The 24,520-nt window shown below is 31.3% G+C and carries 22 protein-coding genes; 21 read left to right on the top strand and 1 reads right to left on the bottom strand.

The genetic code is table 11. The features are described from left to right. Nucleotides 1–45 precede the first annotated feature (45 nt). Nucleotides 46–1,344 carry a Na+/H+ antiporter NhaC family protein gene (locus tag CAN42_RS07215; protein WP_085876131.1) on the top strand — a complete coding sequence of 433 codons (1,299 nt, stop codon included), beginning with the start codon at nt 46–48 and terminating at the stop codon, nt 1,342–1,344. A 169-nt stretch (nt 1,345–1,513) separates the two neighbouring features. Here the strand turns inward: CAN42_RS07215 and CAN42_RS07210 are convergent, their stop codons facing one another. Continuing rightward, the gene (locus CAN42_RS07210) at nt 1,514–1,927 is read right to left on the bottom strand and encodes a Fur family transcriptional regulator (protein ID WP_062571529.1); all 414 of its coding nucleotides are present in this window, start codon (nt 1,925–1,927) and stop codon (nt 1,514–1,516) included. Nucleotides 1,928–2,049: 122 nt separating this feature from the next. Between CAN42_RS07210 and CAN42_RS07205 the strand changes: the two genes are divergently transcribed. The 20 genes from CAN42_RS07205 (at nt 2,050) to ppsA (ending at nt 24,448) form a co-directional block, all read left to right on the top strand. After that, nucleotides 2,050–3,111: a metal ABC transporter substrate-binding protein gene (locus CAN42_RS07205; RefSeq protein WP_085876130.1), complete on the top strand. Its 1,062-nt coding sequence runs from the start codon at nt 2,050–2,052 to the stop codon at nt 3,109–3,111. Continuing rightward, nucleotides 3,111–3,770, top strand: a complete 660-nt coding sequence (locus CAN42_RS07200; protein ID WP_085876129.1) for a metal ABC transporter ATP-binding protein — start codon at nt 3,111–3,113, stop codon at nt 3,768–3,770. The genes CAN42_RS07205 and CAN42_RS07200 overlap by 1 nt, the downstream gene beginning before the upstream one ends. After that, nucleotides 3,770–4,561 (top strand): metal ABC transporter permease, encoded by a 792-nt coding sequence (locus tag CAN42_RS07195; RefSeq protein ID WP_085876128.1) that lies wholly within the window; start codon nt 3,770–3,772, stop codon nt 4,559–4,561. Before CAN42_RS07200 ends, CAN42_RS07195 begins: the two co-directional genes overlap by 1 nt. Nucleotides 4,562–4,983: 422 nt before the next feature. Then, the gene (gene aroB / locus CAN42_RS07190; RefSeq protein ID WP_085876127.1) at nt 4,984–6,024 is read left to right on the top strand and encodes a 3-dehydroquinate synthase; all 1,041 of its coding nucleotides are present in this window, start codon (nt 4,984–4,986) and stop codon (nt 6,022–6,024) included. Next, nucleotides 6,017–7,249, top strand: a complete 1,233-nt coding sequence (locus tag CAN42_RS07185) for a 3-phosphoshikimate 1-carboxyvinyltransferase (protein ID WP_085876381.1) — start codon at nt 6,017–6,019, stop codon at nt 7,247–7,249. Before aroB ends, CAN42_RS07185 begins: the two co-directional genes overlap by 8 nt. Continuing rightward, nucleotides 7,239–8,324, top strand: coding sequence for a chorismate synthase (aroC, locus tag CAN42_RS07180; RefSeq protein WP_085876126.1), 1,086 nt, complete (start codon nt 7,239–7,241; stop codon nt 8,322–8,324). The genes CAN42_RS07185 and aroC overlap by 11 nt, the downstream gene beginning before the upstream one ends. Continuing rightward, nucleotides 8,321–9,832, top strand: a complete 1,512-nt coding sequence (locus CAN42_RS07175; RefSeq protein ID WP_085876125.1) for a shikimate kinase — start codon at nt 8,321–8,323, stop codon at nt 9,830–9,832. Before aroC ends, CAN42_RS07175 begins: the two co-directional genes overlap by 4 nt. After that, nucleotides 9,813–10,253 carry a type II 3-dehydroquinate dehydratase gene (aroQ, locus tag CAN42_RS07170; RefSeq protein WP_085876124.1) on the top strand — a complete coding sequence of 147 codons (441 nt, stop codon included), beginning with the start codon at nt 9,813–9,815 and terminating at the stop codon, nt 10,251–10,253. The genes CAN42_RS07175 and aroQ overlap by 20 nt, the downstream gene beginning before the upstream one ends. After that, the gene (pabB, locus tag CAN42_RS07165) at nt 10,250–12,265 is read left to right on the top strand and encodes an aminodeoxychorismate synthase component I (RefSeq protein ID WP_085876123.1); all 2,016 of its coding nucleotides are present in this window, start codon (nt 10,250–10,252) and stop codon (nt 12,263–12,265) included. The genes aroQ and pabB overlap by 4 nt, the downstream gene beginning before the upstream one ends. A 1-nt stretch (nt 12,266) precedes the next feature. Then, nucleotides 12,267–13,055: a 3-deoxy-7-phosphoheptulonate synthase gene (gene aroF, locus CAN42_RS07160; RefSeq protein WP_062571559.1), complete on the top strand. Its 789-nt coding sequence runs from the start codon at nt 12,267–12,269 to the stop codon at nt 13,053–13,055. Continuing rightward, nucleotides 13,039–13,752: an aminotransferase class IV gene (locus CAN42_RS07155; RefSeq protein ID WP_085876122.1), complete on the top strand. Its 714-nt coding sequence runs from the start codon at nt 13,039–13,041 to the stop codon at nt 13,750–13,752. The genes aroF and CAN42_RS07155 overlap by 17 nt, the downstream gene beginning before the upstream one ends. 124 nt (nt 13,753–13,876) lie before the next feature. After that, the gene (gene ybaK, locus CAN42_RS07150) at nt 13,877–14,347 is read left to right on the top strand and encodes a Cys-tRNA(Pro) deacylase (protein WP_085876121.1); all 471 of its coding nucleotides are present in this window, start codon (nt 13,877–13,879) and stop codon (nt 14,345–14,347) included. A gap of 2 nt (nt 14,348–14,349) precedes the next feature. Next, nucleotides 14,350–16,014, top strand: a complete 1,665-nt coding sequence (locus CAN42_RS07145) for a phospho-sugar mutase (protein ID WP_085876120.1) — start codon at nt 14,350–14,352, stop codon at nt 16,012–16,014. A 4-nt stretch (nt 16,015–16,018) separates the two neighbouring features. Then, nucleotides 16,019–16,930, top strand: coding sequence for a 1-phosphofructokinase family hexose kinase (locus CAN42_RS07140; RefSeq protein WP_085876119.1), 912 nt, complete (start codon nt 16,019–16,021; stop codon nt 16,928–16,930). 14 nt (nt 16,931–16,944) lie between these two features. Continuing rightward, nucleotides 16,945–17,496, top strand: coding sequence for an isochorismatase family protein (locus CAN42_RS07135; protein ID WP_085876118.1), 552 nt, complete (start codon nt 16,945–16,947; stop codon nt 17,494–17,496). A gap of 79 nt (nt 17,497–17,575) precedes the next feature. Continuing rightward, nucleotides 17,576–18,595 (top strand): metallophosphoesterase family protein, encoded by a 1,020-nt coding sequence (locus CAN42_RS07130; protein WP_085876117.1) that lies wholly within the window; start codon nt 17,576–17,578, stop codon nt 18,593–18,595. Continuing rightward, nucleotides 18,585–20,828: an ATP-binding protein gene (locus CAN42_RS07125; protein ID WP_085876116.1), complete on the top strand. Its 2,244-nt coding sequence runs from the start codon at nt 18,585–18,587 to the stop codon at nt 20,826–20,828. Before CAN42_RS07130 ends, CAN42_RS07125 begins: the two co-directional genes overlap by 11 nt. A 7-nt stretch (nt 20,829–20,835) precedes the next feature. After that, on the top strand, nt 20,836–21,519 hold the full coding sequence (locus tag CAN42_RS07120) for a metallophosphoesterase (RefSeq protein WP_062571513.1): 684 nt from the start codon (nt 20,836–20,838) through the stop codon (nt 21,517–21,519). Beyond that, a complete protein-coding gene (locus CAN42_RS07115; protein WP_085876115.1) occupies nt 21,519–22,052 on the top strand; it encodes a class IV adenylate cyclase in 534 nt (177 codons plus the stop codon). Before CAN42_RS07120 ends, CAN42_RS07115 begins: the two co-directional genes overlap by 1 nt. A gap of 53 nt (nt 22,053–22,105) precedes the next feature. Then, nucleotides 22,106–24,448, top strand: a complete 2,343-nt coding sequence (gene ppsA / locus CAN42_RS07110) for a phosphoenolpyruvate synthase (protein WP_085876114.1) — start codon at nt 22,106–22,108, stop codon at nt 24,446–24,448. Nucleotides 24,449–24,520 lie beyond the last annotated feature (72 nt).

Genomic DNA, 24,520 nt, shown 5'->3' with positions numbered 1-24,520 from the left:
AGAATATATATTGTAAGCATATAATTTAATAGAAAAGGAGAAGAAATGATATTTTCAAACGCAGTAGTGCTGTCGGTAATTATTTTGGCAGCTTTATGTTTAGTAAAAATTCCTGTATTTTTTGCTCTAATGATCTCAGCAATTTCTGCAGGACTTATCTCAGGTATGGGTATTGCTGAAACAATGAGCACCCTAATAGGTGGTATGGGAGGTAACGCTGAAACAGCCTTGAGTTATATATTGCTAGGATCTTTAGCTTATTGCATGGAAGAAACTGGTGCAGCAGCGATAATGGCAAAAAAAATTGGATCCTTAGTTAAGGGAAACAAGATTTTACTTTGTGGGATAATAATCGTAATAGCCATAATGGCAGAAACAATTATACCAATCCACATAGCCTTTATTCCAATTTTGATTCCACCTCTTCTTTCACTTACTAATAAGATGAAAATGAATAGAAAGATGCTTTCTGTTTCCTTTGGTTTTGGACTTAAGGCACCCTATATTGCGATACCTCTAGGTTATGGTGCAATTTTTCATGGCTTAATAATTGATTCCTTTGGAAGATCAGGACTTAACATTACAGATAAAGATGTAACAGGAACTAACTGGATTGTTGCAGCTATTATGTTTTTAGGTCTATGTTCTGGTTTATTATTCTTTATAAGAGATAGGGAATATGACACTAAGGATGTAAAAGGTGAAATTGTTGAAGTAGGAGATGAATTAGAAAAGAAACACATTCTAGTTTTACTTTCTGGACTCATTACAGTTGTGGTACAAATATTAACAGAGTCCCTTCCTCTGGGAGCCTTAGTGGGACTTATATTTGTAGTTATAACAGGCGTAATAAAGTGGTCTGATATGCAAAAGATGCTTGATGGTGGCATTAGCATGATGGGCTTCATAGCCTTTGTTATGTTAATTGCTGCTGGTTATGCAAATGTAGTAATAAAGTCAGGTGCAATAGATGACTTAGTTCAAGTTGCCCAAAACCTACTTGGTGGATCAAAACTTGTAGCTTCATATGTAATGATTTTGCTAGGACTTATGATTACTCTTGGAATAGGAACTTCCTTTGGTACAGTTCCAATTATTTCTGCAATTTATGTTCCAATAGCAATGAGTTTAGGATACTCCCTTAAGGCGACTATCCTACTTGTTACAATTGCAGCAGCTTGTGGTGATGCAGGTTCACCAGCATCAGATACAACTCTGGGACCAACATCTGGTCTTTCAGTGGATGGTCAACACGATCATATAAAGGATACTTGCATTCCACAGATTATATTCTTTGGATTACCACTAATTGTATTAGGTGGATTTGTCACAACATTAATATAAAAATAAAAGAGACTTACTGCGGGGTGTACAGTAAGTCTCTTTCATTTTCAAAATATAAGTAAAGGATAGTAAAATAATTCAAATATTATTTCACTAATATAATTATAACCCTAAACAAGAAAAAGTAAAGAAAAATTTTGCCATACGAAGTCTATTCCATATTATGAAATTAATTCTTTTGACATTCTGGACAAAGACCCTTTAGCTCAACAAGGTGACCTATAACTTTAAAACCAGTTTCTTCTTCAGCAATTTTTTCAAAATCCGAAATAGGACATTCTTTTATTGGAGACACCTTGCCACACTTTGAGCAAACTATATAATGTCTATGTTCAGATTCAGCAAACTCATAATAGAAGAGACCATTAGAGTATAAATTTTTTCTTATTATTCCTTTTTCTGATAGCTCATTTAACATCCTATAGAGGGAAGTAAGACTGGGAATAGAATCCTTGTCGGCAGATTCAAAAATTTCTTCTGTATTCATAGGAACTTTTGATTTATTTAATTCTTCTAAAAGTGCAAGACGACCCTTAGTAACCTTCAAATTATGTTTTCTTAAAATATCATCAAATATTTTCATAACCTCACCACCTTTAATAAGATAATTATAACAAAATTTAAGTTAATTTAAAAAACACCTTTTATTATTATTTTTTTCTGTTATAATTACTAATGCAAATCATTATTGTTTAGGAGGAAAAAATGAAAAATATTAAAAAATTTATATTTTTATTAGCAGGAATTATTTTATTATCAGGATGTTCTAAAGGAGGAGAAGCTAAGAACTCTAGTGAAGCTAGCAATAAAGACAACAAGCTAAAGGTTTACGCTTCTGTATATCCTATTTATGATTTTACAAAAAAAATTGCTGGTGATAAGTTAGATGTTGAAATGGTTATGCCACAAGGAACTGAGCCTCATGGATGGGAACCAGATTCTGACGCAATTAAAAATCTAGAAAATGCTGATATGCTTATATACAATGGAGCTGGTCTTGAATCTTGGACAGATAAGGTTATTGGTTCACTATCAAATAAAGACCTAAAAGTTGTTGAAGCATCAAAAGGTGTAGAACTAATTAAGTCAACTCATAGTCATGACGACGAAGATGAAGATCATGACCACGAACACGAAGCTGATAATCACAACCATGAAGCTGAAGAAAATCACAATCACAATCATGAAGCAGCAGAAAACAACCACAATCATGAAGAACATGACCACGAAGGGCACCACCATGGACCAATGGATCCACATGTATGGATGTCACCAAAGAATGCAAAAATAGAAATGGAAAATATTAAAAATGCCCTAGTGGAACTTGACAAAGACAATGCAGATTATTATGAGTCAAATTATGAAAAATATGCTAAAATGTTAGATGAACTTGATGCAAAATATAAGGAAAAATTAGCAAATCTTCCAAAGAAAGAAATTGTTGTAGGTCACGAAGCCTATGGATATCTATGCAAGGACTACGGCTTAACTCAAATTGGTGTTAAGGGAGTAAATGCAGAAACTGAACCAGATGCTAAGAAGATGGCAGAAATTATTTCTTATATAAAAGAAAATAATATTAAAACTATTTTCACAGAAGAATTAATTGATCCAAAGGTTTCAAACATTATTGCAAGTGAAACTGGTTGCCAAGTTAAGGTTCTTTCACCAATTGAAGGTTTGAGCCAAGAACAAATAGATAATAAGGAAGATTATTTTAGCATCATGGAAGAAAATCTAGAAAATTTAGTAGGTGCTTTAAAATAGTGAAGGAAAAATTGTTAGAAATTAAAAATCTAAAATTTAAATACAATGATGATTTAGTTTTAGATGATATAAATTTTGATGTCTATAGGGGCGACTACATCGCCCTTATAGGATCTAATGGTGCTGGAAAGTCGACTTTGGTTAAACTTATTTTAAATCAACTTAAGCCGCTAGAGGGCACTATTTCTTTTTATACAGAAAATGGAATAGAAAACATTGGTTACGTTCCACAACTTTCTGTACCATCAAGCCTTGAGTTTCCAATTACAGTTTCAGAACTCTTGTCGCTAGCTCTTTATCCAAGGAATAAGGGGTTTAGAAAATTAAAAACTTACCATAAAGAAAAAATAACCAATGCCTTAAATTTAGTTGGCATGAATGATTACAGGGAGAGACTTTACACAGAATTATCAGGTGGACAAAGGCAGAGAATTTTAATTGCCAAGACCTTGGTTGCAACTCCAGAATTTTTAATTCTTGATGAACCCATGACTGGCGTAGATAAGGAGTCTAAGGAATCTTTATTTCACCTTTTAAGTCACATAAATCAACAACACAATATTACGATTCTTATGATAACTCACAACCTTGAAGAAATAGAAGAGAATGTTAACAAGGTTTATGAGATAAAAGATAAGAAGATAAGGGAAGTGAAATAATGGAAATTTTTCAGTATTCATATATGATAAAGGCTTTAATAGTTGGAGCTTTTTTATCAGTAATAATCCCTTGCATGGGTGTTGTGGTTGTAAATAAAAAAATATCTGTAATTGGGGATGCCCTATCCCACGTATCCCTTGCTGGTGTAATGCTTGGTCTCATTACTTCAACTTCTCCTGTTATAGGAGCCTTAATACTCTGTGTTGTTGGCTCTATATTTTTGGAGTATGTTAGGACGAAATTTCCTGGTTATCAAGAAATTTCTTCTGCTATATTAATGAGCACAGGAATAGGTCTCGCATCACTTTTTTCAGGCTTTGTTAAGACAAGTGCAAATTTTGAAGAATATTTATTTGGATCCATAATTGCCATACCACAATTAGATTTCTATCTAATACTTGGGGTTTCAATAATAGTATTCTTTTTGTTTTCCTATTTATTCGTGGACTTAATGTATATTTCCTTTGATGAGTCCTCTGCAAGACTTTCTGGAGTCAACGTGGATAGAATAAATTTAATTTTCATGATTCTTATAGCTGTTACAATTTCTGTATCAGCAAGGACTGTTGGGATTCTAATTATTTCATCCCTAATGGTAGTGCCAGTAGCTTGCGCTATGCAGTTTAAGTTTGGATATTTAAAGACCACTATTCTTGCTTCATGCTTTGGTTTTATTTTTACCATGCTTGGACTTGTGTCATCCTTTTACTTGGGATTAAAGCCAGGTGGTGCCATCGTATTAATTGGAGTTTTATTTTTAACAATTTTACTAATTATAAAGAGAAAATAAGAGTGAGGATTTTTATATGACCTCACTCTTTATTAATATCTTATGTTTTAATTTTAATTATATATATAATCCAAGCTGATATACACAAACAAAATAGGCAAAAACAATGAAAGCTATAACAGTGCAGAGGTATGTAAGAATATAATATTCTTTTTTGAAGGATTTTTTAAAATCAGAAAATCCTAGTTTTCCGAGTATGATAGGGTAAAAGGGTAATAGAATAATTAAAAACTGTCTAAATAAATAATTAGAATAATCGCTCATATAATCACCTCATAAATATCATAGTACATTTTTCATCAATGTACAATGATATTTTGGTAAAGTATGAATAAGAATATTTTATACTAAAAACAAGTATAATCTTTATTTATGAGTGCCTATGATTTATGATAGAGAGAGTGAATACATAGAGGTGTTTTATGGAAATACAAGTAAAAGAAAATAATTATAAAATAGATATTGATTATAAAAGTGACGACAAATTAAAAGATTTTTTAAGGGGAAGAAGCGAATCAAAATTTTTGATAGTTACTGACGAAAATGTTTTTTCTTTATACGAAAAAAGAATGAAAAATATAATGAAGGGCTTTGAATATTTTGTTTTCACAATTACTCCAGGGGAAGAATCAAAATCCATTGAAAACTTTGTGAAAATTAATCAGTTTCTTGTAGAAAATAATTTTAACAGGGGCGATGCAATCATAGCCTTTGGTGGAGGAGTAGTTGGAGATCTTGGTGGCTATGTTGCCGCAAGTTACCTTAGAGGTATTGATTTTGTTGCTGTTCCTACAACTTTACTATCAATGATTGACTCATCTGTTGGCGGAAAAAATGGAATAAATTTTATGAATTTAAAAAATCAGATTGGGTCTTTCTATTTTCCAAAGTATGTGCATATTGATTACAGTTTTTTAGAAACTCTTGATGAGAGAAATATTAATAACGGACTGGCAGAAATTTTCAAGTATTCGGTTTTAAAGGATAGGGAACTTTTTGATTATTTAAAGTCAGCTGATGAATTGGATTATGAAAAGATTATTTATAAATCTCTAAATATAAAACTAGATTTTGTTAGAGATGATGAAAGAGATAAGGGTAAAAGACAACAATTAAATCTTGGCCACACAATAGGTCATGGTATTGAGTCTCTATCAAACTACCAACTTAACCATGGTGAAAGTATTGGAATAGGAACTATTTATATGGCAAGGGCAGCTTATAAATTGGGTCTTGCAGAAGATGACTTTTATAAAGACCTAATTGATGCTTTTAAAAATCATAATTTGCCAATATTTTATGATTTTGACTCAGATGAAATTTTGGAAGTATTAAAGCATGACAAGAAGATAAAAAATAATAAAATAAACATAATTATTCCAACAAAAATTGGTGAAGTTGTAAGTAAAAGAATTGATTTTGATGAATTAAGGGAAATAATAGAACTTGGGAAAAATGGTTAATAGACTCATTGAAAGTAAAAAATTATATGGAAAAATTTCAGGAATAACATCAAAATCCTATGCTCATAGGGCAATCTTTTGTGCCGCTTTGGCAAGAGGTGAATCTATTTTAGAAATCGACAACTTGTCAAAAGATATAGAAGCATCCCTAAATGCTGTAGAGTCTTTAGGTGTAAGAGTTTCAAGAGAAGGAAGTAAATTTCACATTGAAGCTCCAGAAGAGTTTAATAAAACACTTATTGATGTAGGAGAAAGTGGAAGCACCCTTAGATTTATTTTGCCAATTTTGGGAGCACTTGGAATAGAAGCAGAAGTTATAAGAAGGGGGAGCCTGGTAACAAGAACCAACTCCGTTTACTTTGATTTATTTCCAAAACATGGGGTTTCTATAAAAGAAGTTGGAGAAAAAATTTTAATAAGTGGAAAATTAACAAATTATAATTTTGAAGTGCCAGGAAATATTTCCTCTCAGTTTATTAGTGGTTTATTGTTGGCAGGTGGATCAGGTCAGGACTGCACTATTAAACTGACTAGTGAAAGAGAATCAAAGCCCTATATTGATATGACTATAGATGTAATGGATAAATTTGGAGTAAAGGTTCTAGAAGATAAAAATACTTATTTAAGCAGGGGAAGATTTGTAGGACAAGATTATATTGTTGAAAAAGATTGGTCTAATGCCCTTTTCTTTCTAGCAGCTGGAGTAGAAGTTAGAGATTTAAATAAGTCTTCAATTCAAGGAGACAAAGAAGTATTAAGGTATTTTAATGAACTTGGACTTGAAAATATTTCAGATATTGGCTATAAATTTATAAAGAAAAAAGATGCTAAGGAAAAAATTATAATAGATGCAAAAAACATTCCTGATACAATTCCAATCCTATCAGTTCTTTGTGGAATTTATGGAAAAAAAGTAGAGATCATAAACATTGAAAGGCTAAAATTAAAGGAAAGTGACAGGGTAAAATCAACAATTGAAATGCTAGAAAAGCTTGGGGTAGAAGTCTGTCTAAAAGAAAACTCCTTTTCCTTTAGAGGAGTTGAAATTTTTAATTCATGTAAGATAAATTCCTTTAATGATCACAGGATAGCTATGTCTGCGTCTATTGCTGCAGGTTTTGCCAAGGGTCCTATAGAAATAATTGATAGCGAATGTGTAGAAAAATCCTACAGAGAATTTTACAAGGACTTAGCTTCAATAGGAGGTAAAAATCATGTCTTATAGTTTTGGAAAAAATTTCAAAGTAACATTATTTGGGCAGTCCCATTCAAGTGAAATTGGTCTTGTCATTGACGGAATTGAGGCTGGATACAAAATTAACAGAGACCTAATTGAAAAAAATCTTGATAGAAGAAGACCTGGGAGAAATGAATTTTCAACTTCTAGAAAGGAAGAGGACTCTTATGAACTTGTTAGCGGAGAAGTAGACGACATAACATGTGGTGCACCTCTTTGTGCAATTATAAAAAACAAAGACCAAAGATCTAAGGATTATGAAAATCTAAGAGATATGCCTAGACCATCTCATGCAGATTATCCAGCCTATGTGAAATTTGATTCTCACAATGATATAAGAGGTGGAGGCCAGTTTTCTGGAAGGATGACAGCTCCCCTTGTAATAGGAGGATCAATTGCCGAAGACCTTTTAATGAAAAGAGGAATAAAAATTTATTCAAGGATTAAAAGGATAGGTTTGGCTGAGGATAGTGAAATAAATTTAGAGGATATAAACGAAGAAAATTTTTATGACTTTAAAGATCAAGTTTTTCCTGTAATAGACCTATCTTCAAGAGAAAAAATGGAAGCAGAAATTTTAAAGGCAAAGGATGAAGGAGACTCCATAGGAGGTATAGTTGAGACCTTTATTTTAAATATGCCTGTGGGGATTGGGGAGCCCTTCTTTGATTCACTAGAGTCAGTGATTTCTCATGCAGTTTTTTCCGTACCTGGCATAAGGGGGATTGAGTTTGGAAGTGGTTTTGAAGCTGCAAAAATGCTAGGAAGCAACCACAATGATCCTTATTATTATGAAAATAATAAAATAAAGACTAGGACTAATAATCATGGGGGAATAATAGGTGGACTTTCAAGTGGTATGCCAATTGTTTTTAGGACTGCTGTAAAGCCAACAAGTTCTATAGCTAAGCTTCAGGATACTGTTTCATTTAAGAACAAGAGTAATACAAAGCTAAAAATTGTAGGAAGGCACGATCCATCTATTGTGCCAAGAGCACTCGTTGCAATAGAAATGGTTACTGCTATAGCCCTTCTTGACCTAGTGATGGAAGGTGAAAAATGAGAAATTTAAAAGAAGATAGGGAAATCCTAGATAAAATTGATAATGAAATAATAAAACTACTTGAAGAAAGAATGAAGATCATTAAAGATATAGGTCTTTATAAGTTAAATAACAATTTAAATACAGAAGATAAAAATAGGGAAAGAGAAATTATCAAAAATTTAGAAAATAAGATTGATGGAGAATTTAAAAATATTGTAGACCCAATTTACTCTTCAATCTTTAAAGAAAGTAAAAAGCTTTCAGCAAAAATAAAAGATGAAAATTTTACTTATGGATTGATTGGCGAAAGCCTATCTCACAGTAAGTCCAAAGAAATTCACGAACTTTTAGGATACTACCCTTATAACTTAAGAGATATAAAAACAAATGAATTAGATGAATTTTTTAAGTTGAGAAAGTTTAAAGGAATAAATGTTACTATACCCTACAAGGAAGTTTCAATGTCTTATCTAGATGAGATAGATGAACTTGCCAAGGAAATTGGAGCTGTAAACACCATAGTAAATAGAGATGGAAGGCTGATTGGATATAATACAGACTACCTTGGTTTTGACTACAGTTTAAAATTTTATGGAATTGATTTAAAAGATAAAAAAGTATTAATTCTAGGATCAGGTGGTGCTAGCAAGATGCTACAAAGGTTAGTGATGGATAAGGGAGCCAAGAAATTTGTAGTTATAAGCAGGTCCACTGAAAACAATTATGAAACTATAGAAAAATTTGCTGATTTTGAAGTTATAATTAACGCAACACCGCTTGGCATGTATCCAAATAATATGGAATCCAAAGTAGATCTGGCTAAGTTTAACAAATTAGATTTTGTCATAGACTTAATTTATAATCCACTAAAGACTAAGTTAATCCTCGATGCAGAGAAATTAAATATTAAAACTATGTCAGGTCTTATGATGCTAGTTGCACAAGCTTTCTTTGCCTGCCAACTTTTCTTAAATAAAAAACTAGATGAATCTATAATTATAAAAATTTATAAAAAATTAAAATTTAATATGGAAAATATCCTTTTAATTGGTATGCCATCATGTGGTAAGACAAGTATGGGTAAGATGCTTGCAGAAAAACTTAAGAGAGACTTTTATGACACAGATAAGTTAATAGAAGAAGAGGAAGGCAAAACAATTCCAGAAATTTTCGAAGAAAAAGACGAAGATTATTTTAGAAATTTGGAAAGCAAAATTTTAAAAGATCTTAGTAAGAGGAATGGTCTAGTAATAGCTACTGGTGGAGGAACACCTCTAAGAGAAGAGAATAGATATTATATCCAACAAAATTCTCTAGTTATATATCTTAATAGAAATCTAGAGAACCTAGAAGCATCTGGCAGACCTCTTTCAAAAAATTTAGATAATCTTAAAAAGCTTTATAAAGAAAGAAAAGAAATTTATGAGGACTTAGCTCATATAAAAGTAGATGTAATTGAAGATAAAATTAAAAATTTAGACTTAATTCTTAAGGAAGTGGAAAATTATGAAAATTCTTGTGATTAATGGACCTAATATAAATATGTTAGGGATTAGAGAAGTAAATATTTATGGCAGTGATAACTATGAAAAACTCTTAGATAGCTTAGAGAAAACTGCTAATGAAGAAAAAATAGAACTTGAACACTTTCAATCAAATCATGAGGGAGCTGTTGTTGATAAAATTCAAGAAGCCTACAAGAAGTTTGATGGCATTGTAATAAACCCGGCTGCATATACTCACACCAGTGTCGCAATACTTGATGCCTTAAAGGCAGTAAGCCTTCCAACCGTTGAAGTTCATATTTCAAAAGTATCAGAAAGGGAAGACTTTAGACAAGTAAACTTTATAAGGGACTACGCTATAAAGTCCTTTGAAGGATTAGGAATATCTGGATATAAAGAGGCTATTATTTATTTAAAAAATTATTTAAAGGAGCAAGGATGAAATCACTTATAATTGACAATTACGATTCCTATACTTACAACCTCTATCAATTAATTGGAAAAGTTTCAGGTCTTGAGCCCATAGTAATTAAAAATGATGAAATGACATTTGATGAAATTTTAAATTTAGATTTTGACAATGTAATTATTTCTCCAGGGCCAGGTAGTCCAGACAAGGAAAAAGATTTTGGAGTATGTAAGGAAATAATCGAAAAATTAGATAAACCAATCTTAGGGATTTGTTTAGGTCATCAAGGAATTTATCATTACCATGGTGGGAAAGTAGTAAGGGCAGAAGAACCTATGCATGGAAGACAAAGTTTCATTAGACACAATGGAAAGGGTTTGTTTAAGGGAATAAAAAATAATTTTATTGTCACAAGATATCATTCTCTTACTTGCCAGGACGAAGAACTTGATGATATTGAAATTGATGCAAGAACTCCTGAGGGTATAGTAATGGGAATATCTCATAAGACTAAACCTATTTATGGTCTCCAATTTCATCCAGAATCCATAGCAAGTGAATGTGGAGAGGAATTAATTAAAAATTTTATAAATATTACTAGAGACTTTTATAATAAAAATCAACTTGCCTATGAAATAATTGAAAAAGATCTTGATACAGGTGAGCTTTATGAGAGACTTTATAGTTATGATGACAAGACTCTTTGGCTTGATAGCAGCAAGGTGGAAGAAGGACTTTCAAGATTCTCAATTTTTGGCTTGCAGGGCGAAAAAAGAGGACACACAATTAAGTATGATGTTGATAAAAAATTAGTGGAGAAAACTTTTGTAGCTTCAAAGAAAAAAGAAATCTACGAAGAAAATATATTTGATTTTTTAAAGGCTAATAGACTTAGATGGGACTATGACGAAGCTCTTCCTTTTGACTATCAACTAGGTTATATTGGATATTTTGGTTACGAGTTAAAAAATGACACAGAGAATGTTTCAAATAATTATTCTTATTCCTATCCAGATGCCTATTTTAAATATTGTGACAGAGCACTTGTCTACGATCACTTAGAAAAGAAATTATATCTACTTTCATACAGAGATGATTTAGAATGGAAAGAAGAAATAAAAAATCTTTTAAATAAAGATTTAGAAAGTAAAAAAGAAAAAGAAGTAAAAAGAGATTTTCCAAAATCAAAGTTCGTAAAAGATAAAAAAACTTACATAGAAGATATTTTAAAAATAAAAGACTTAATTCGTGCTGGAGAAACTTATGAAGTTTGTTTAACAAATAGACTTGATATCTTTGACAAAATTGATGGAAAGAAGTATTATATGGAGCTCAGGGATAAAAGTCCTGGACAATATAGTGCCTTCTTGCCACTTGATGAGTTAAAGATTGCATCTTCATCAATGGAAAGATTTTTGAGAGTAGATAAAAATAAAATTGTATCAACTAAGCCTATCAAGGGTACTATAAAAAGAGGAGAGTCAAAGGAAGAAGATGAGAGGTTAATCGAAGAACTTAGGAGTGAAGAAAAAACTAAGTCAGAAAACCTAATGATTGTTGATCTTCTTAGAAATGACCTTGGCAAGTACTGCGAGATTGGTACTGTTGAGGTACCAAAACTTATGGATGTAGAGACTTATAAGACACTACACCAACTTGTAACTACAGTCTCTGGAAAAATTAAGGAAGATGTTGATATAATAGAAGTTCTTGAAAAAACTTTTCCAGGTGGTTCTATGACAGGCGCACCAAAGAAGAGGACCTTAGAGATTATTGACGAACTTGAAACTTATCCTCGAGGTGTTTATTCAGGAACAATTGGATATATATCAAATAATTCAACCATGGATTTTAATATTGTTATAAGGACTGCTCTTATTGAAGAAGATAAGGCTACAATAGGAGTTGGAGGAGCCATAATCCTTTTATCAGATGAAGAAGAAGAGTTTGATGAAATTGTCTTAAAGACCAAGGGTTCACTTCTTGCACTCCAATCTTATTACAATAATTTTGATGAAATAGATATTGAGGTAAGCAAATATTAAAATGAGAGAAAATTTAAGCAAAGCTAAAATTGTAAAAATTAGAGATATAAATCTTGGAGATGGCAAGCCAATATTAATTGCAGGGCCCTGCTCCATTGAATCACGAGACCACATAATAAATGAAGCCAAAGACTTAAAAAGATTTGGCGTTGACATAGTAAGAGGAGGGGCTTTTAAGCCTAGAACATCTCCCTTTGATTTTCAAGGCTTGGGATTTGAAGCTGTTGAATATTTAAATGAGGCATCAAAGGAAGCTGATGTCCCAGTAATAACAGAAGTTTTAAGTGAAGATCACGTTGAACTAATAAAAGATTATGTTGACGTATTTCAAGTTGGATCTAGAAATATGTATAACTATGCTCTTTTAAAAAAAATTGGTAAGACCAACAAGCCGGTAATTTTAAAGAGAGGATTTTCTGCAACTCTAAAAGAGTGGGAATTGGCAGCAAAATATATTGAAGTTGAAGGAAATGAAAATATAATTTTCTGCGAAAGAGGAATTAGAACTTTTGAAACTGAAATGAGAAATACTCTTGACCTTGCAGGAGCTTACATGATAAAAGAAAAAACTGGTTACCCTGTAATAGTGGATCCAAGCCATGGAACTGGAAAGAGGGAACTTATTGAACCTATGGCCAAGGCAGTTCTTGCTCTTGGACTTGATGGGGTTATGGTAGAAGTTCATCCAAAGCCAGACCAATCTATAAGTGATGCAGCTCAAGCAATAGGTTATGACATCTATAAAAGAATTGTAAAACATTTTGAGGAGTTTAATGAAAATAGAATTTGATGATGGTTATTACTTTGGAAGAGGGGCCTTTGAAACCATAAAAGTAGTTGATGGGAAGCCTCTCTTTCTTGAAAAGCATTTAAGGAGACTAAAAAAATCTTTAGAATTCTTTGGAATTGAAAGAGATATTGATGAAGAAAAAATTTATGAGCATATAAAATCTTCAGAAGAGAAAAATTTTGCCTTAAAGCTAATTGTTTCTGATAAAAACTTTATAGTGACAAGTAGACCTGACAATTATAGAGAAGATAATAAGAAGTTTAAATTAATTGTTTCAGATGTTAGGAGAAACTCAACTTCAAAAGTGGTCTATCACAAGTGCCTTTCTTATTATGAAAATATTATGGAGCATAGGTGGGCACAAGATAGAGGATATGACTCAGCTCTTTTTATAAATGAAAGAGAAGAAGTTTGTGAAACATCCTTTGCAAATATTTTTTGTGTGAGAGAAGGAGAAATTTTTACTCCAACTCTTTCTTCTGGACTTTTAAAGGGAACTATGAGGGACTTCATTTTGGAAAACTACAAGGTTAAGGAAGAAGTAATTTGTTTTAAAGACTTGGAAAGTTACGAAGAAGTTTTTATTTCTAATTCACTTATGGGAATTAGAAATGTATCCTCAATTAATGATGTAAAATTTAATAAGGACAAGGAAACAAAATTAATTCAAAGTTATTTGAAAGAATTTGGTTTTTAAATTAAGCTGGCAGTAAGCCAGTTTTTTATTTGAAAAATTTATTGTTAATATGAGCAAAAATTTTTAAACAGATGAAGAAAAATTATTTTTGTTGTAAAATTAAGACAGATGAAAAGGTGATTTTATGAAAAAAACTAATGCAATGAGAATTCTTGAAAGTGAAAAAATTAATTTTGAAATAATTGAATATTCCACTAAGGATGGAATAGGTGGAGTAGACGTGGCTGAAAAGTTAGGAGAAGATCAAGACATGGTTTTTAAAACTCTTGTAACAGAAGCCAAAGCAGGAGAACACTTCGTATTTGTAGTTCCTGTGTCATCAGAGCTTGATTTAAAAAAAGCTGCAAAGGTGTCAGGAACAAAAAAAGTTGAAATGATTCCACAAAAAAAGCTCTTGCCACTAACTGGTTATATACATGGAGGTTGTTCACCAGTTGGAATGAAAAAGGAATTTAAAACTTTTGTAGATTCTTCTGCAGAAAATTTAGATTTCTTTTATGTAAGTGGTGGAAAAGTTGGGATGCAAATAAAAGTAAATCCAAAGGAATTGGTTGGCTTAATAGGTGGAGAATTTGCTGATATAAAAAAGGAGTAAGTATGTATAGAGATATTTATGAAGAGTGGCTTAAAAGTGATAAAGTAAGCCAAGACTTAAAAAATGAACTATTAAAAATGAAAGACAACGAAGAAGAAATAGAAGATAGTTTTTATAAAGATCTTGAATTTGGTACAGCTGGTCTTCGTGGAATTCTTGGACCTGGAACAAATAGGATGAATTATTTAACTGTAGGTAAGACTGCTCTTGCCCTTGCTGATTTAATCGATGAACTTGGAGAAGATGCCAAGAAGAGGGGAGTTGTAATTGGTCGTGATATAAGACATGAATCTTATGAATTTTCTATACTGACCGCAAAAATATTAGCAGATAGGGGAATAAAAGTTTATTTGTTTCCAGGAATTTGTCCAACTCCACTTTTAGCTTATTCTATAAGATACTTAAAGACTATTTCCGGAATAATGATTACTGCGTCTCACAATCCAAAAAATTATAATGGATTTAAACTCTATTGGGAAAAGGGATCCCAAATTCTAAATGATATTGCTGAAGCAATTGAAGAAAAATCAAATAGAATAAATATTTTGGATTTTGATTTCAATAGTTTAAAAAAATTAGGTGAGTACAAAGAGATTAAATTCTTGGGAGAAGCTGTAATAAATTCTTTTTATAAGGATACTCTAAGTCTATCCTTAACAGATGATATCGACAAGGATATTAAAATTGTTTATACACCACTTAGCGGTTGTGGAAATAAATTTGTAAGAAAAGTTTTATCAGAGAGGGGTTTTAAAAATGTTTATGTTGTATCTGAACAAGAAAATCCTGATGGAGATTTTACTAATGTATCCAATCCAAATCCTGAAGATATAAGAGCTTTTGATAAAGCCATAGAACTTGCGAAAATAGAAGATGCTGATATCATAATTGCAACGGATCCAGATTCTGATAGGGTGGCTGTCCTTGAAATGGGAGATGAAATTTTAAGAATTAGCGGTAACCAAATGGGATTTATCTTAGGCAACTTCTTGCTTGAAATGAATATCCATAAGAATATAGAAAACCCTGCCTTTGTTAAGACAGTGGTAAGTGCTGACCTAATTAAGAAAATTGCAAAAGATTATGATGTTGAAGTTTTTGAAACTTTAACAGGATTCAAAAATATTTGTAACTTGCCAAATATTTGGGATGAAAGTAAAGAGCATAACTTTATCTTTGGATATGAAGAATCTATTGGTTATGTAATTGGAAACCATATTAGAGATAAGGATGCAGTAGGAACTTCTATGATAATTGCTGAGATGTCAGGATATCTAAAGAAGAGAAATCTCAAAATAAAAGATTACATTGAAGAAATTTACAAAAAATATGGCTATTTTGAAGAATATCTTGACTCAGTCTATTTCGAAGGAAAAGATGGAAATGCTACTATGAAAAAAATTATGGAAAGTTTCAGAGAGCTTGATTCCTTTGAAAAAATTGGCGACTTAAAGAAAAAAGAAGACTTTATAAAAGATGAAGAAAAACCACAAGATCTTTTGAAGTTTTATTTTGATGATGAAACTTGGTTTGCCCTTAGACCTTCAGGTACTGAACCAAAATTAAAAATTTACGCTTATGTGGTATCTGATAATAAAGTCGAAGCCAAAGAAAAAATAAGAATTATGAAAGAAGAGATAATGGAAAAAATTCATACAAGTAGGTGAAAAAATGATTCTTTATTGTGACTTTAATCCGAAAATTGTTAGAGAATTTAATTTAAAAGATGAATCAAATGACATTATTGAGTCCTCAAAGATTTACCCAAGTGGTCATGGGATATATATGGCTCTTTTTGCAAAAACACTTGGCATTGATTCAGAAGTTTTTATGTTGAAGGGCAATAAAAGAGGTAGAGAAATTGCATTGTCCCTAAGTCAACTGGGAATTGATGTGAACTTTACAGGTCTTAAGGATGAAAATGTAGAAGAAGTTTTAATAAAATCCAATGATTCTAAAAAAGTTTATAGGACTGAAGACCCAAGAATTACTATGGAAGACAGGTCTGATATATTAAACTCCTTTGAAAGATCCTTATACAATAAAAAAATAGTTGTTATTCCCAAAATTGATTTAAAGGGTTTAGATGATGACATTTATGAAAAACTCGTAAATATTTGCTATCAAAAAAATGTTAAGGTTGCTGTTAATCCTATAAAGCTTGATAAAATTGAAAAGGCCAATCCCTATATACTAATGTTTGATAAAAATGACATAGAGAAAGATAAAAAAATTAATTATACTGGAGAAGTAATTGAATTCAACAAAAAATTTATAAAGTCTGGAACTAAAATTGTTTTTGTTAATAGTAAAAGGGCAACAATTATTTCAACAGAAGAAAAAAATTATAGGGCCTATATAAACAAGGAAAAATTAGAGAATAAAGTTTTGACAGAAAAGTTTGACACAAGTCTTTGTCTTTCAGGTCTTGCTATAGCTCTTGATAGAGATTATGATTTTATAACTTCAATAAAACTTGCAATCTCTTGTGGAGTGTGGGAAAATTTTGTTGAAAAAGATAAAATTGAAATGAGCGCTATAAAAAGAATTATGAATAGCGTTGAAGTGGAAGAAATTTTATAAATATAGGAGGGAATATGAAAAATTTTCACTTAAATAGGGAAGATGTTGTTTTTACCTTTATTGATATTCAAGACAAATTATTAAAGGCAATGTACAATAAGGATGAAATTGTTAAGAACTCAACTGTATTAGCAAAGGTGGCAAGCACAATTGGCGCCGAAGCAATTTATACAGTTCAATATCCAAAGGGACTTGGTTTTACTAATGAAGAAGTTAAGGCTCCCCTTAAAGATAAAAAGGAATTTCCTAAGTTAACTTTCAACTCTTATGGAGACGAAGAAATAAAAAAAGAATTTGACAGACTTGGTAAAAAACAAGTAGTTCTTTGTGGAATGGAAACTCATATTTGTGTCTTCCAAACTGTTAGAGCTTTACTTGAAGCAGGGTATGAAGTTTTCGTTGCAGCAGATGCCTTGGGTTCAAGAAGTGAAGAAAACTCCAAAAATGGAATGGAACTCCTTCGTGAAATGGGAGCAGTTATTTCTAATACAGAAACAATTTTGTTTGACCTTGCAGGTATAGCAGGAACAGATGAATTTAAGACTTTGCAAAAATTAATAATTTAATAAAATTCTTAAGATGGGAGCATCCACATGGATGCTCATTTTTAGTCTAAATCTGTGATATAATTATTTTGGTGATAAGATGAAAATAATTCACACTGGTGATTTACATTTAAAAAAATTTTATAAGGGACGACTTCCTTTAGAAGTTTCAAATAAACTTTTAGAGGATTCTTGGCGTGCTCTCTATGAAGTTTTTGAATTTTCAAATGAAGTCCAAGCTGACATTATTTTAATTGCTGGTGATTTATTTGAAAGAGAATTTTTTAACTTAAGAGATTTAAATAGATTTTTAGACTTGGTGAAAAAACTTAATGCTAAAGTTTTTATTGCCTTTGGTAATCATGACTATCTTTCTGAAGATAATTTATTTTTAAAGGTAAACTTGCCAGAGAATTTATATATCTTTAGTAATGAACTCGATTATTTTGAGTTAAGTGAATTAAAAACGAGAATTTATGGAATTTCCTACGACTCTTTTGCATTTAAAAAAGATTTTAATGATATAAAATTGGACCAAAATTTTGTAAATATAGGTCTCTTTCATTCTGACCTAAAAGATGAAAGGTACCTGCCATTAAGTAAGGATTTCTTGGAGAAGTTTAACTATGTTGCCCTAGGTCATATCCACAAGAGGGGGAAGGTCTTTGACAATACTTATTACTCGGGATCTTTAATTCCTCTTTCTTTTAAAGACCAAAGCAAGAGAGGGATAATTTTTTTAGATGATGATAAAAAAACAATTGAGTTTAAAGATTTTTCAAGAAGAGAGTTTGTAAATCTTGAAATAAATTTAAAAAAAGAAATGACTTATAGTGAAGTCCTAAATTTAATTCAAGATCAAATCGAACAAAATAATCTTTATAGGATAATACTCAAGGGAGAAACCCTTCATCCAAGAGATATCGAAAACTTCTTAAAAGAAAATTTGTCAGCATTTTATTTTGAAATTCAAAATGAATTAGTTGATTCTTATGAAGAATATGAGATAAGGGACAAGTATATAATTGATCTCTTAGATAGTTTTGCTTCTAGTAAGATGGAACAAGAAGCAAGAGAACTTTCAAAAAAATATATTTTGGAGCAAGGCTATGATAATTAAAGAATTAGGACTTTTAAATTTTGGAAAATTTGAAGATAAAAAGATTGAGCTCCAGGAAGGAATAAACCTGATTTACGGCAGAAATGAAAAGGGCAAATCAACAATCGTAAATTTTATAGATGGGATTTTTTATGGTTTTAGTCGTGACTCCCTTGTGAAGAAGGTTCGTGATGATTTATTTGAAAAATCGATACCTTGGAATTCAAATTTATATAGGGGTTACATTATTTTAAATGACAAGGGAGAGGATTTTTGGATTAGCAGAGACTTTGATAAGGACGAATGTTCAATTTTAAATCTCAAAACTGCTGATAACCTATCAGATGACCCTAGAATTTTTATGTATTCTAGGATTCCTCAACCAGGGGTTTTGTTTTTTGATTTAAACAGAAAAATTTATAAATCAACATTTTTTATTGGTCAAAGATTAAGTCAGCTTGATAGTGGTGCCAGTGTAGAATTACAAAATAGGATTAATAATTTTTCTGTTTCTGAAGATGAAAATGTTGATTTGAGTAAGGTCATAGAAAGGATGAAGGAAGACCTCTATGATATAGGAACAAAAAAGAGAAAATCATCAGAAATCGGAAGGATTAATGATGAATTAGAAAAGATATCAAAGGACAAGGTTAACTTCATAAGTCTTAAGGAAACCTATGAGAAGTCAATTGATAAATACAAGTCTTCTAAAGATAATTTAAGAGATTTAGAAGACAAGCTTAGGGGACGAAAGCTCTTTGAACTTGAGAACTTAAAAGAAAAACTAAGGGAATGTCATGAAAGTAATTCAGAAAATGATGAAAAATATAATTTTGCCGATCTTGAAAAGGCAATTGAAATAAACAGGAGTCTTGGAATCTACTCTAGTAAGCTTGATGATTTATTATCAGTTGAAAGAGAAAGCTTTGATGTCGACCTTGATCTTGAAGAGGACTATCAAAGATTTAAAGAAATAAATAGGGAGATACAAGCGTTAAACGAAAATAATTATTCTAAAGAAAGAGAAATAATTTCATGGGATATAAAAAATACCGAAAAAGAAGTTTTTAAATATATTTTAAAATTTCTTTCATCTTTTGTAGGTGGACTTCTTGTAGTTTTGATTTCTATTTATTTAAAAAAATATTTGATTTCTACCCTATCTTTTATATTGTTTGCTTATTCATATTTTAGGATTGTAAAATATAGAGAGAATAAGGATCTACTAAATAGATTGAGAAATAAATACCAAGATTATAAAAAGAAATCTCAGGAAAAAACTTTAATAAAGAAAAAATTTGATAAAGAAATTGATGAAATTTTAATTAAATATGATGCTAGAGATAAAAAAGAACTAAGTGAAATTTTTGATTTAAAAATCGAAGAAAACTTAAAAAATATTTCTAAAAATGAATACAATAGAGAATGGATAGAAAAAAACTCTCTAGAAATAGATGATACTAAGAGAAGCATTTTTAATCTTGAAGGAGACCTTCAAACTATATTCCAAAAATATGAAGTTGAGAATATTAAGGATTTGAAAAATCTGTTTTATGAAAATAGAGATGCAAATAGGATAAGTGAATACAAGTATAGGATTAAAGAACTTGAAAAAGAAAATATCACAGGAAATATTTACAGAGAAGAATCTATTGATGAAATACAAGAAAAAATAGATTTTGAAAAAAATAATATTTTAAACTTGGAAGGAAGCTTAAAAACCCTTGAGGACTCCTTAGAAAAATTAAGAGTTTTAGAAGAGAGATCCTTTGAGTTAAAGGACAAATTAAAGAAATTAGTATATAAGAAGGAATTGTTAGAAATATCTATCGAAAGATTTGAAGACTATGTAAAGGCAAGAAGAATAGACAAGCTTCCACTTCTAAAGAAAGAAATTTCAATATATTTGGATGCAATGACTTCTGGTAAATATAATGAAATTTTAATTGATGACACCTTTGGCATAAGGGTTTATGATAGAGACATAGAAAATTACGTTGGATTAGATAGTCTAAGCCTGGGTACTATTGATCAGATTTATCTAGCTTTTAGACTATCTATATCAAAAATTATTAGTGACAAGGAAATACCTATAGTGCTTGACAGCCACTTTGATTCTTATGATGACTTCAGACTTAAAGAAGCTCTTGAAATTTTACAAAATAATGAACAAGTTTTAATCTTTACAAGCACAAATAGGGAAAAAGAGATTTTAGATAAATATAGTATGACATATAAATTAATTACAATTTGAGGTGTATATGATATTCGCAATTGGGGATCTTCACTTCGACTACACACAAGAAAAACCTATGAATATTTTTGGAGATAACTGGGAAAATCATGAAGAAAAAATAATTAAGAACTGGAAAGAAGTTGTCAAAGAAGATGACTTAGTTCTTTTACCAGGAGATATTTCTTGGGCTCTTAAACTTGAGACAGCTACTTATGACTTAAAAAGAATTGATGACCTTCCAGGAATAAAAATAATTTCCAAGGGAAACCACGATTATTGGTGGTCTTCGCTCAATAAGATGAATAATCTTGGCTACAAGACCATACATTTTATTCACAACAACTCCTTTGAATACAAGGGTTATTCAATATGTGGTACAAGAGGATGGGCTGCTAGAGATTCCTTTGAGTTTTCTGAAAATGATGAAAAAATTTATTTGAGAGAAGTTCAAAGATTAAAAAATTCACTAGATTCTTGCGTAAATAAAAAAATTATTGCCATGATTCATTACCCACCCTTTAATCAAGACCTAAGTGTCAATGAATTTTCACAAACTTTAAGCGATTATGAAGTGGAAAAATGTGTCTATGGACATCTTCACGGAAAGGGACACAAGTTTTCTTACGAAGGAGACATGGCAGGAGTTGACTACCACTTTGTGGCCAGTGACTTTTTGGATTTTAAATTAAAGATAATTGAGGAGGACTAATGGAAAGAGAGATAGAGGTTAAACTTCTTGATATTGATGTAGAAGAATTTGAAGATAAAATAAAAAAGATTGGTGGCAAATTTGTTAAAGAAGAAAATCAAACCAATATTACTGTAAATTCAACAGCTCATAAGATTTACAAAAAGAAGGGGTATTTGAGAATTAGAATTTCTGAATCCTCTGATGGAGAGAAAAAATATTTTACCTTTAAAGAAAATGTTTCTGATTTTAAGGTTAGGGACAATATAGAACACACAACAGAGATTACCAGTGTAGAGGATCTTATTAATATTTTGAAGTGCCTTGGATATGACATATATCACAAGGGCTTTAAGCATAGAAAAAAATATTCCTATAAAAAATTTATTATTGACATAGATACTTGGGACAAGGATACTTATCCAAAACCATATGTTGAGATAGAAGCACCTAGTATGGAAGATATTTATCACTTAGTAGATATATTAGAAATACCTAGAGATAAAGTTTCAACAATGTCTATTGATGAACTTAGAAAATCTTTAAAAAAGTAGTATGACATATATAATATATGTGTTATAATATTTTTAGAAAACAAGGAGGAATTATGTCTAAGTATAATTATATTAAATGGTTTGATGAAATCGGTAAAGAAGATGTAGGAATTGTTGGAGGAAAGGGAGCTAATCTTGGTGAGTTAACTAGCTTTGGTCTACCAGTGCCTCCAGGATTTTGTGTAACAGCAGAAGCATACACTAAATTTATTAAATACGCAGAACTTGATGAAGTTGTTAAATTATTAATGGAAGCTGTAGACGTTGAAAATGTTGATGACCTTACTAATGCTTCAAAGGAAATTCAAACTAAGATTAGAGAAAAAGACTTTGACCCTGAACTTGAAGAAGAGATCCTAAGAGCTTACAGAGAATTTTCTGAAAACATTGGAGTTAAGGACCCAGAAGTTGCAGTTAGATCATCTGCTACTGCAGAAGACCTTCCAGATGCATCCTTTGCAGGACAACAAGATACTTACTTACACATTAGTGGCGAAGAAGAACTTTTAAACCACATTAGAGATTGCTTTGCATCCCTTTGGACATCAAGAGCAATTTACTACAGAGAAAAACAAAACTATGATCACTTTGATGTAGCTCTTTCTGTTGTAATTCAAAAAATGGTTAACTCAGAAAAATCTGGAGTTATGTTCACAGCAAATCCAATTAATAACTCTAAAGATGAAATGATGATTAACGCATCTTATGGACTTGGAGAAGCTGTTGTATCAGGTATAGTTACTCCTGACGAATATATTATTGACAAAAAGACAAAAAAAGTTATTGAAAAAAATATTTCTGAAAAAGAATATATGGTAATTAAAAATGAAAATGGTGTTGGAACTAGGACGGTTAATGTTAAAGATGTTTTAGGAGAAGATGCTATAAAGGCAGAAGCTCTAGCACCAGAAGAACTTAACACTCTAATTGAAAGAGGACTTAAGGTAGAAAAACTTTACGGATCAGTACAAGACACTGAATGGGGATTTGATGCAGATACAAAAGAATTTTACTTCCTACAATCAAGACCTATAACTACTCTTGAAGAAGAAAAGGAAGAAAAATTAGTTACCCTTTGCAAGGGTCTACCAGCTTCTCCAGGAATTGGAAGAGGTAAGGTAAAACTTATTAAAGATATTTCCGAAATCAACCTTGTTGAAGAAGGTGATGTTCTTGTAACTGCTATGACAAACCCTGATATGGTACCTGCTATGAGAAAGTGCGCTGGTGTAGTCACTGATGAAGGTGGAAGAACTTGTCATGCAGCAATTGTTTCAAGAGAATTACAAATACCTTGTATAGTTGGAGCTAAAAATGCTACAAAATCTCTTAAGACTGGTGATAGTGTTACAGTTGATGCAGTAAGAGGTATTGTTTATGAAGGAGAAGTTCTTAAAGAAAAAGCAGAAAAGAAAACTGAAAGTCAATCTTCAGGACCAAGCCTTGGAAATATTGACGAACTTAGAAATTTGTTTGCACCAACAACTGCTACTAAGATTTATATGAATCTTGGCGAACCAGGACTAATAGATAAATATAAAAACCTACCAATGGATGGTATTGGTCTAATGAGAACTGAATTTATCTTCACTAACATGATAGGTGCTCATCCAATGTATCTTGTAAAGACTGGTCAAGGAGACCTAATGGTAGACAAACTTGCTGAAGGTATCTCTAAAGTTGCTCAAGCAATTTATCCTAAGAATCTTGTTGTAAGAACAAGTGACTTTAGAACAAATGAATTTAGAGGTCTAAAGGGTGGAGACGAAGTTGAACCAATCGAAGCAAACCCAATGATTGGTTGGAGAGGTGTTTCAAGATATATTTCTCCAGAATACGAAAAAGGATTTAGACTAGAATGTCAAGCAATCAAAAAAGTTAGAGAAGAGTATGGTCTTACTAACGTAATTGTTATGCTACCATTTGTTAGAACTCCACAAGAACTTAAGGTTGTTAAGGGAATTATGGCTGAAGAAGGTCTAGTTCAATCAAAGAACTTTAAGATTTGGATAATGGCAGAAGTACCTGCAGTAGTTCTTCAAGCAGAAGAATTTGCAGAACTCGTTGATGGATTCTCAATTGGATCTAACGACCTAACACAATTAGTAATGGGAGCTGATAGAGACTCAGGAATCCTTAACAACATGGGATACTTTGATGAAAGAAATGATGCAGTTAAGATTGCTCTTAAGACAATAATTGATGCAGCAAATAAGAAGGGAATCACTTGCTCAATCTGTGGTCAAGGACCAAGTCAATATCCAGAACTTGCAGAATTCCTTGTTGAATGTGGAATAACTTCAATGTCAGTTAACCCTGATACAGTTGAATATACTAGAAGACTTGTTGCAAGTGTTGAACAAAAAATAATTCTTAAAAAACTTAGACAAATGTAAATAAAATTAAATTTTATAAAGGAAATAACCTCATGAAATGTGGTGACCCCATAAAGTTGGACCTAATACCAG

Origin of the sequence: Peptoniphilus vaginalis (assembly GCF_900176605.1) — a bacterium.
Classification (GTDB): domain Bacteria; phylum Bacillota; class Clostridia; order Tissierellales; family Peptoniphilaceae; genus Peptoniphilus_A; species Peptoniphilus_A vaginalis.
Note: the sequence above shows the minus strand (reverse complement) of the source record. Positions and strands in the feature narration are given on the sequence as shown.

Coding starts and splice junctions, on each gene's coding strand:
- CAN42_RS07115 (WP_085876115.1), top strand. CDS start 21,519: ATGGAAAGAGAGATAGAGGTTAAACTTCTTGATATTGATGTAGAAGAA.
- CAN42_RS07145 (WP_085876120.1), top strand. CDS start 14,350: ATGTATAGAGATATTTATGAAGAGTGGCTTAAAAGTGATAAAGTAAGC.
- aroQ (WP_085876124.1), top strand. CDS start 9,813: ATGAAAATTCTTGTGATTAATGGACCTAATATAAATATGTTAGGGATT.
- aroB (WP_085876127.1), top strand. CDS start 4,984: ATGGAAATACAAGTAAAAGAAAATAATTATAAAATAGATATTGATTAT.
- CAN42_RS07135 (WP_085876118.1), top strand. CDS start 16,945: ATGAAAAATTTTCACTTAAATAGGGAAGATGTTGTTTTTACCTTTATT.
- CAN42_RS07210 (WP_062571529.1), bottom strand. CDS start 1,927: ATGAAAATATTTGATGATATTTTAAGAAAACATAATTTGAAGGTTACT.
- aroC (WP_085876126.1), top strand. CDS start 7,239: ATGTCTTATAGTTTTGGAAAAAATTTCAAAGTAACATTATTTGGGCAG.
- ppsA (WP_085876114.1), top strand. CDS start 22,106: ATGTCTAAGTATAATTATATTAAATGGTTTGATGAAATCGGTAAAGAA.
- CAN42_RS07155 (WP_085876122.1), top strand. CDS start 13,039: ATGAAAATAGAATTTGATGATGGTTATTACTTTGGAAGAGGGGCCTTT.
- CAN42_RS07175 (WP_085876125.1), top strand. CDS start 8,321: ATGAGAAATTTAAAAGAAGATAGGGAAATCCTAGATAAAATTGATAAT.
- CAN42_RS07185 (WP_085876381.1), top strand. CDS start 6,017: ATGGTTAATAGACTCATTGAAAGTAAAAAATTATATGGAAAAATTTCA.
- CAN42_RS07140 (WP_085876119.1), top strand. CDS start 16,019: ATGATTCTTTATTGTGACTTTAATCCGAAAATTGTTAGAGAATTTAAT.
- aroF (WP_062571559.1), top strand. CDS start 12,267: ATGAGAGAAAATTTAAGCAAAGCTAAAATTGTAAAAATTAGAGATATA.
- CAN42_RS07120 (WP_062571513.1), top strand. CDS start 20,836: ATGATATTCGCAATTGGGGATCTTCACTTCGACTACACACAAGAAAAA.
- CAN42_RS07215 (WP_085876131.1), top strand. CDS start 46: ATGATATTTTCAAACGCAGTAGTGCTGTCGGTAATTATTTTGGCAGCT.
- ybaK (WP_085876121.1), top strand. CDS start 13,877: ATGAAAAAAACTAATGCAATGAGAATTCTTGAAAGTGAAAAAATTAAT.
- pabB (WP_085876123.1), top strand. CDS start 10,250: ATGAAATCACTTATAATTGACAATTACGATTCCTATACTTACAACCTC.
- CAN42_RS07195 (WP_085876128.1), top strand. CDS start 3,770: ATGGAAATTTTTCAGTATTCATATATGATAAAGGCTTTAATAGTTGGA.
- CAN42_RS07205 (WP_085876130.1), top strand. CDS start 2,050: ATGAAAAATATTAAAAAATTTATATTTTTATTAGCAGGAATTATTTTA.
- CAN42_RS07130 (WP_085876117.1), top strand. CDS start 17,576: ATGAAAATAATTCACACTGGTGATTTACATTTAAAAAAATTTTATAAG.
- CAN42_RS07125 (WP_085876116.1), top strand. CDS start 18,585: ATGATAATTAAAGAATTAGGACTTTTAAATTTTGGAAAATTTGAAGAT.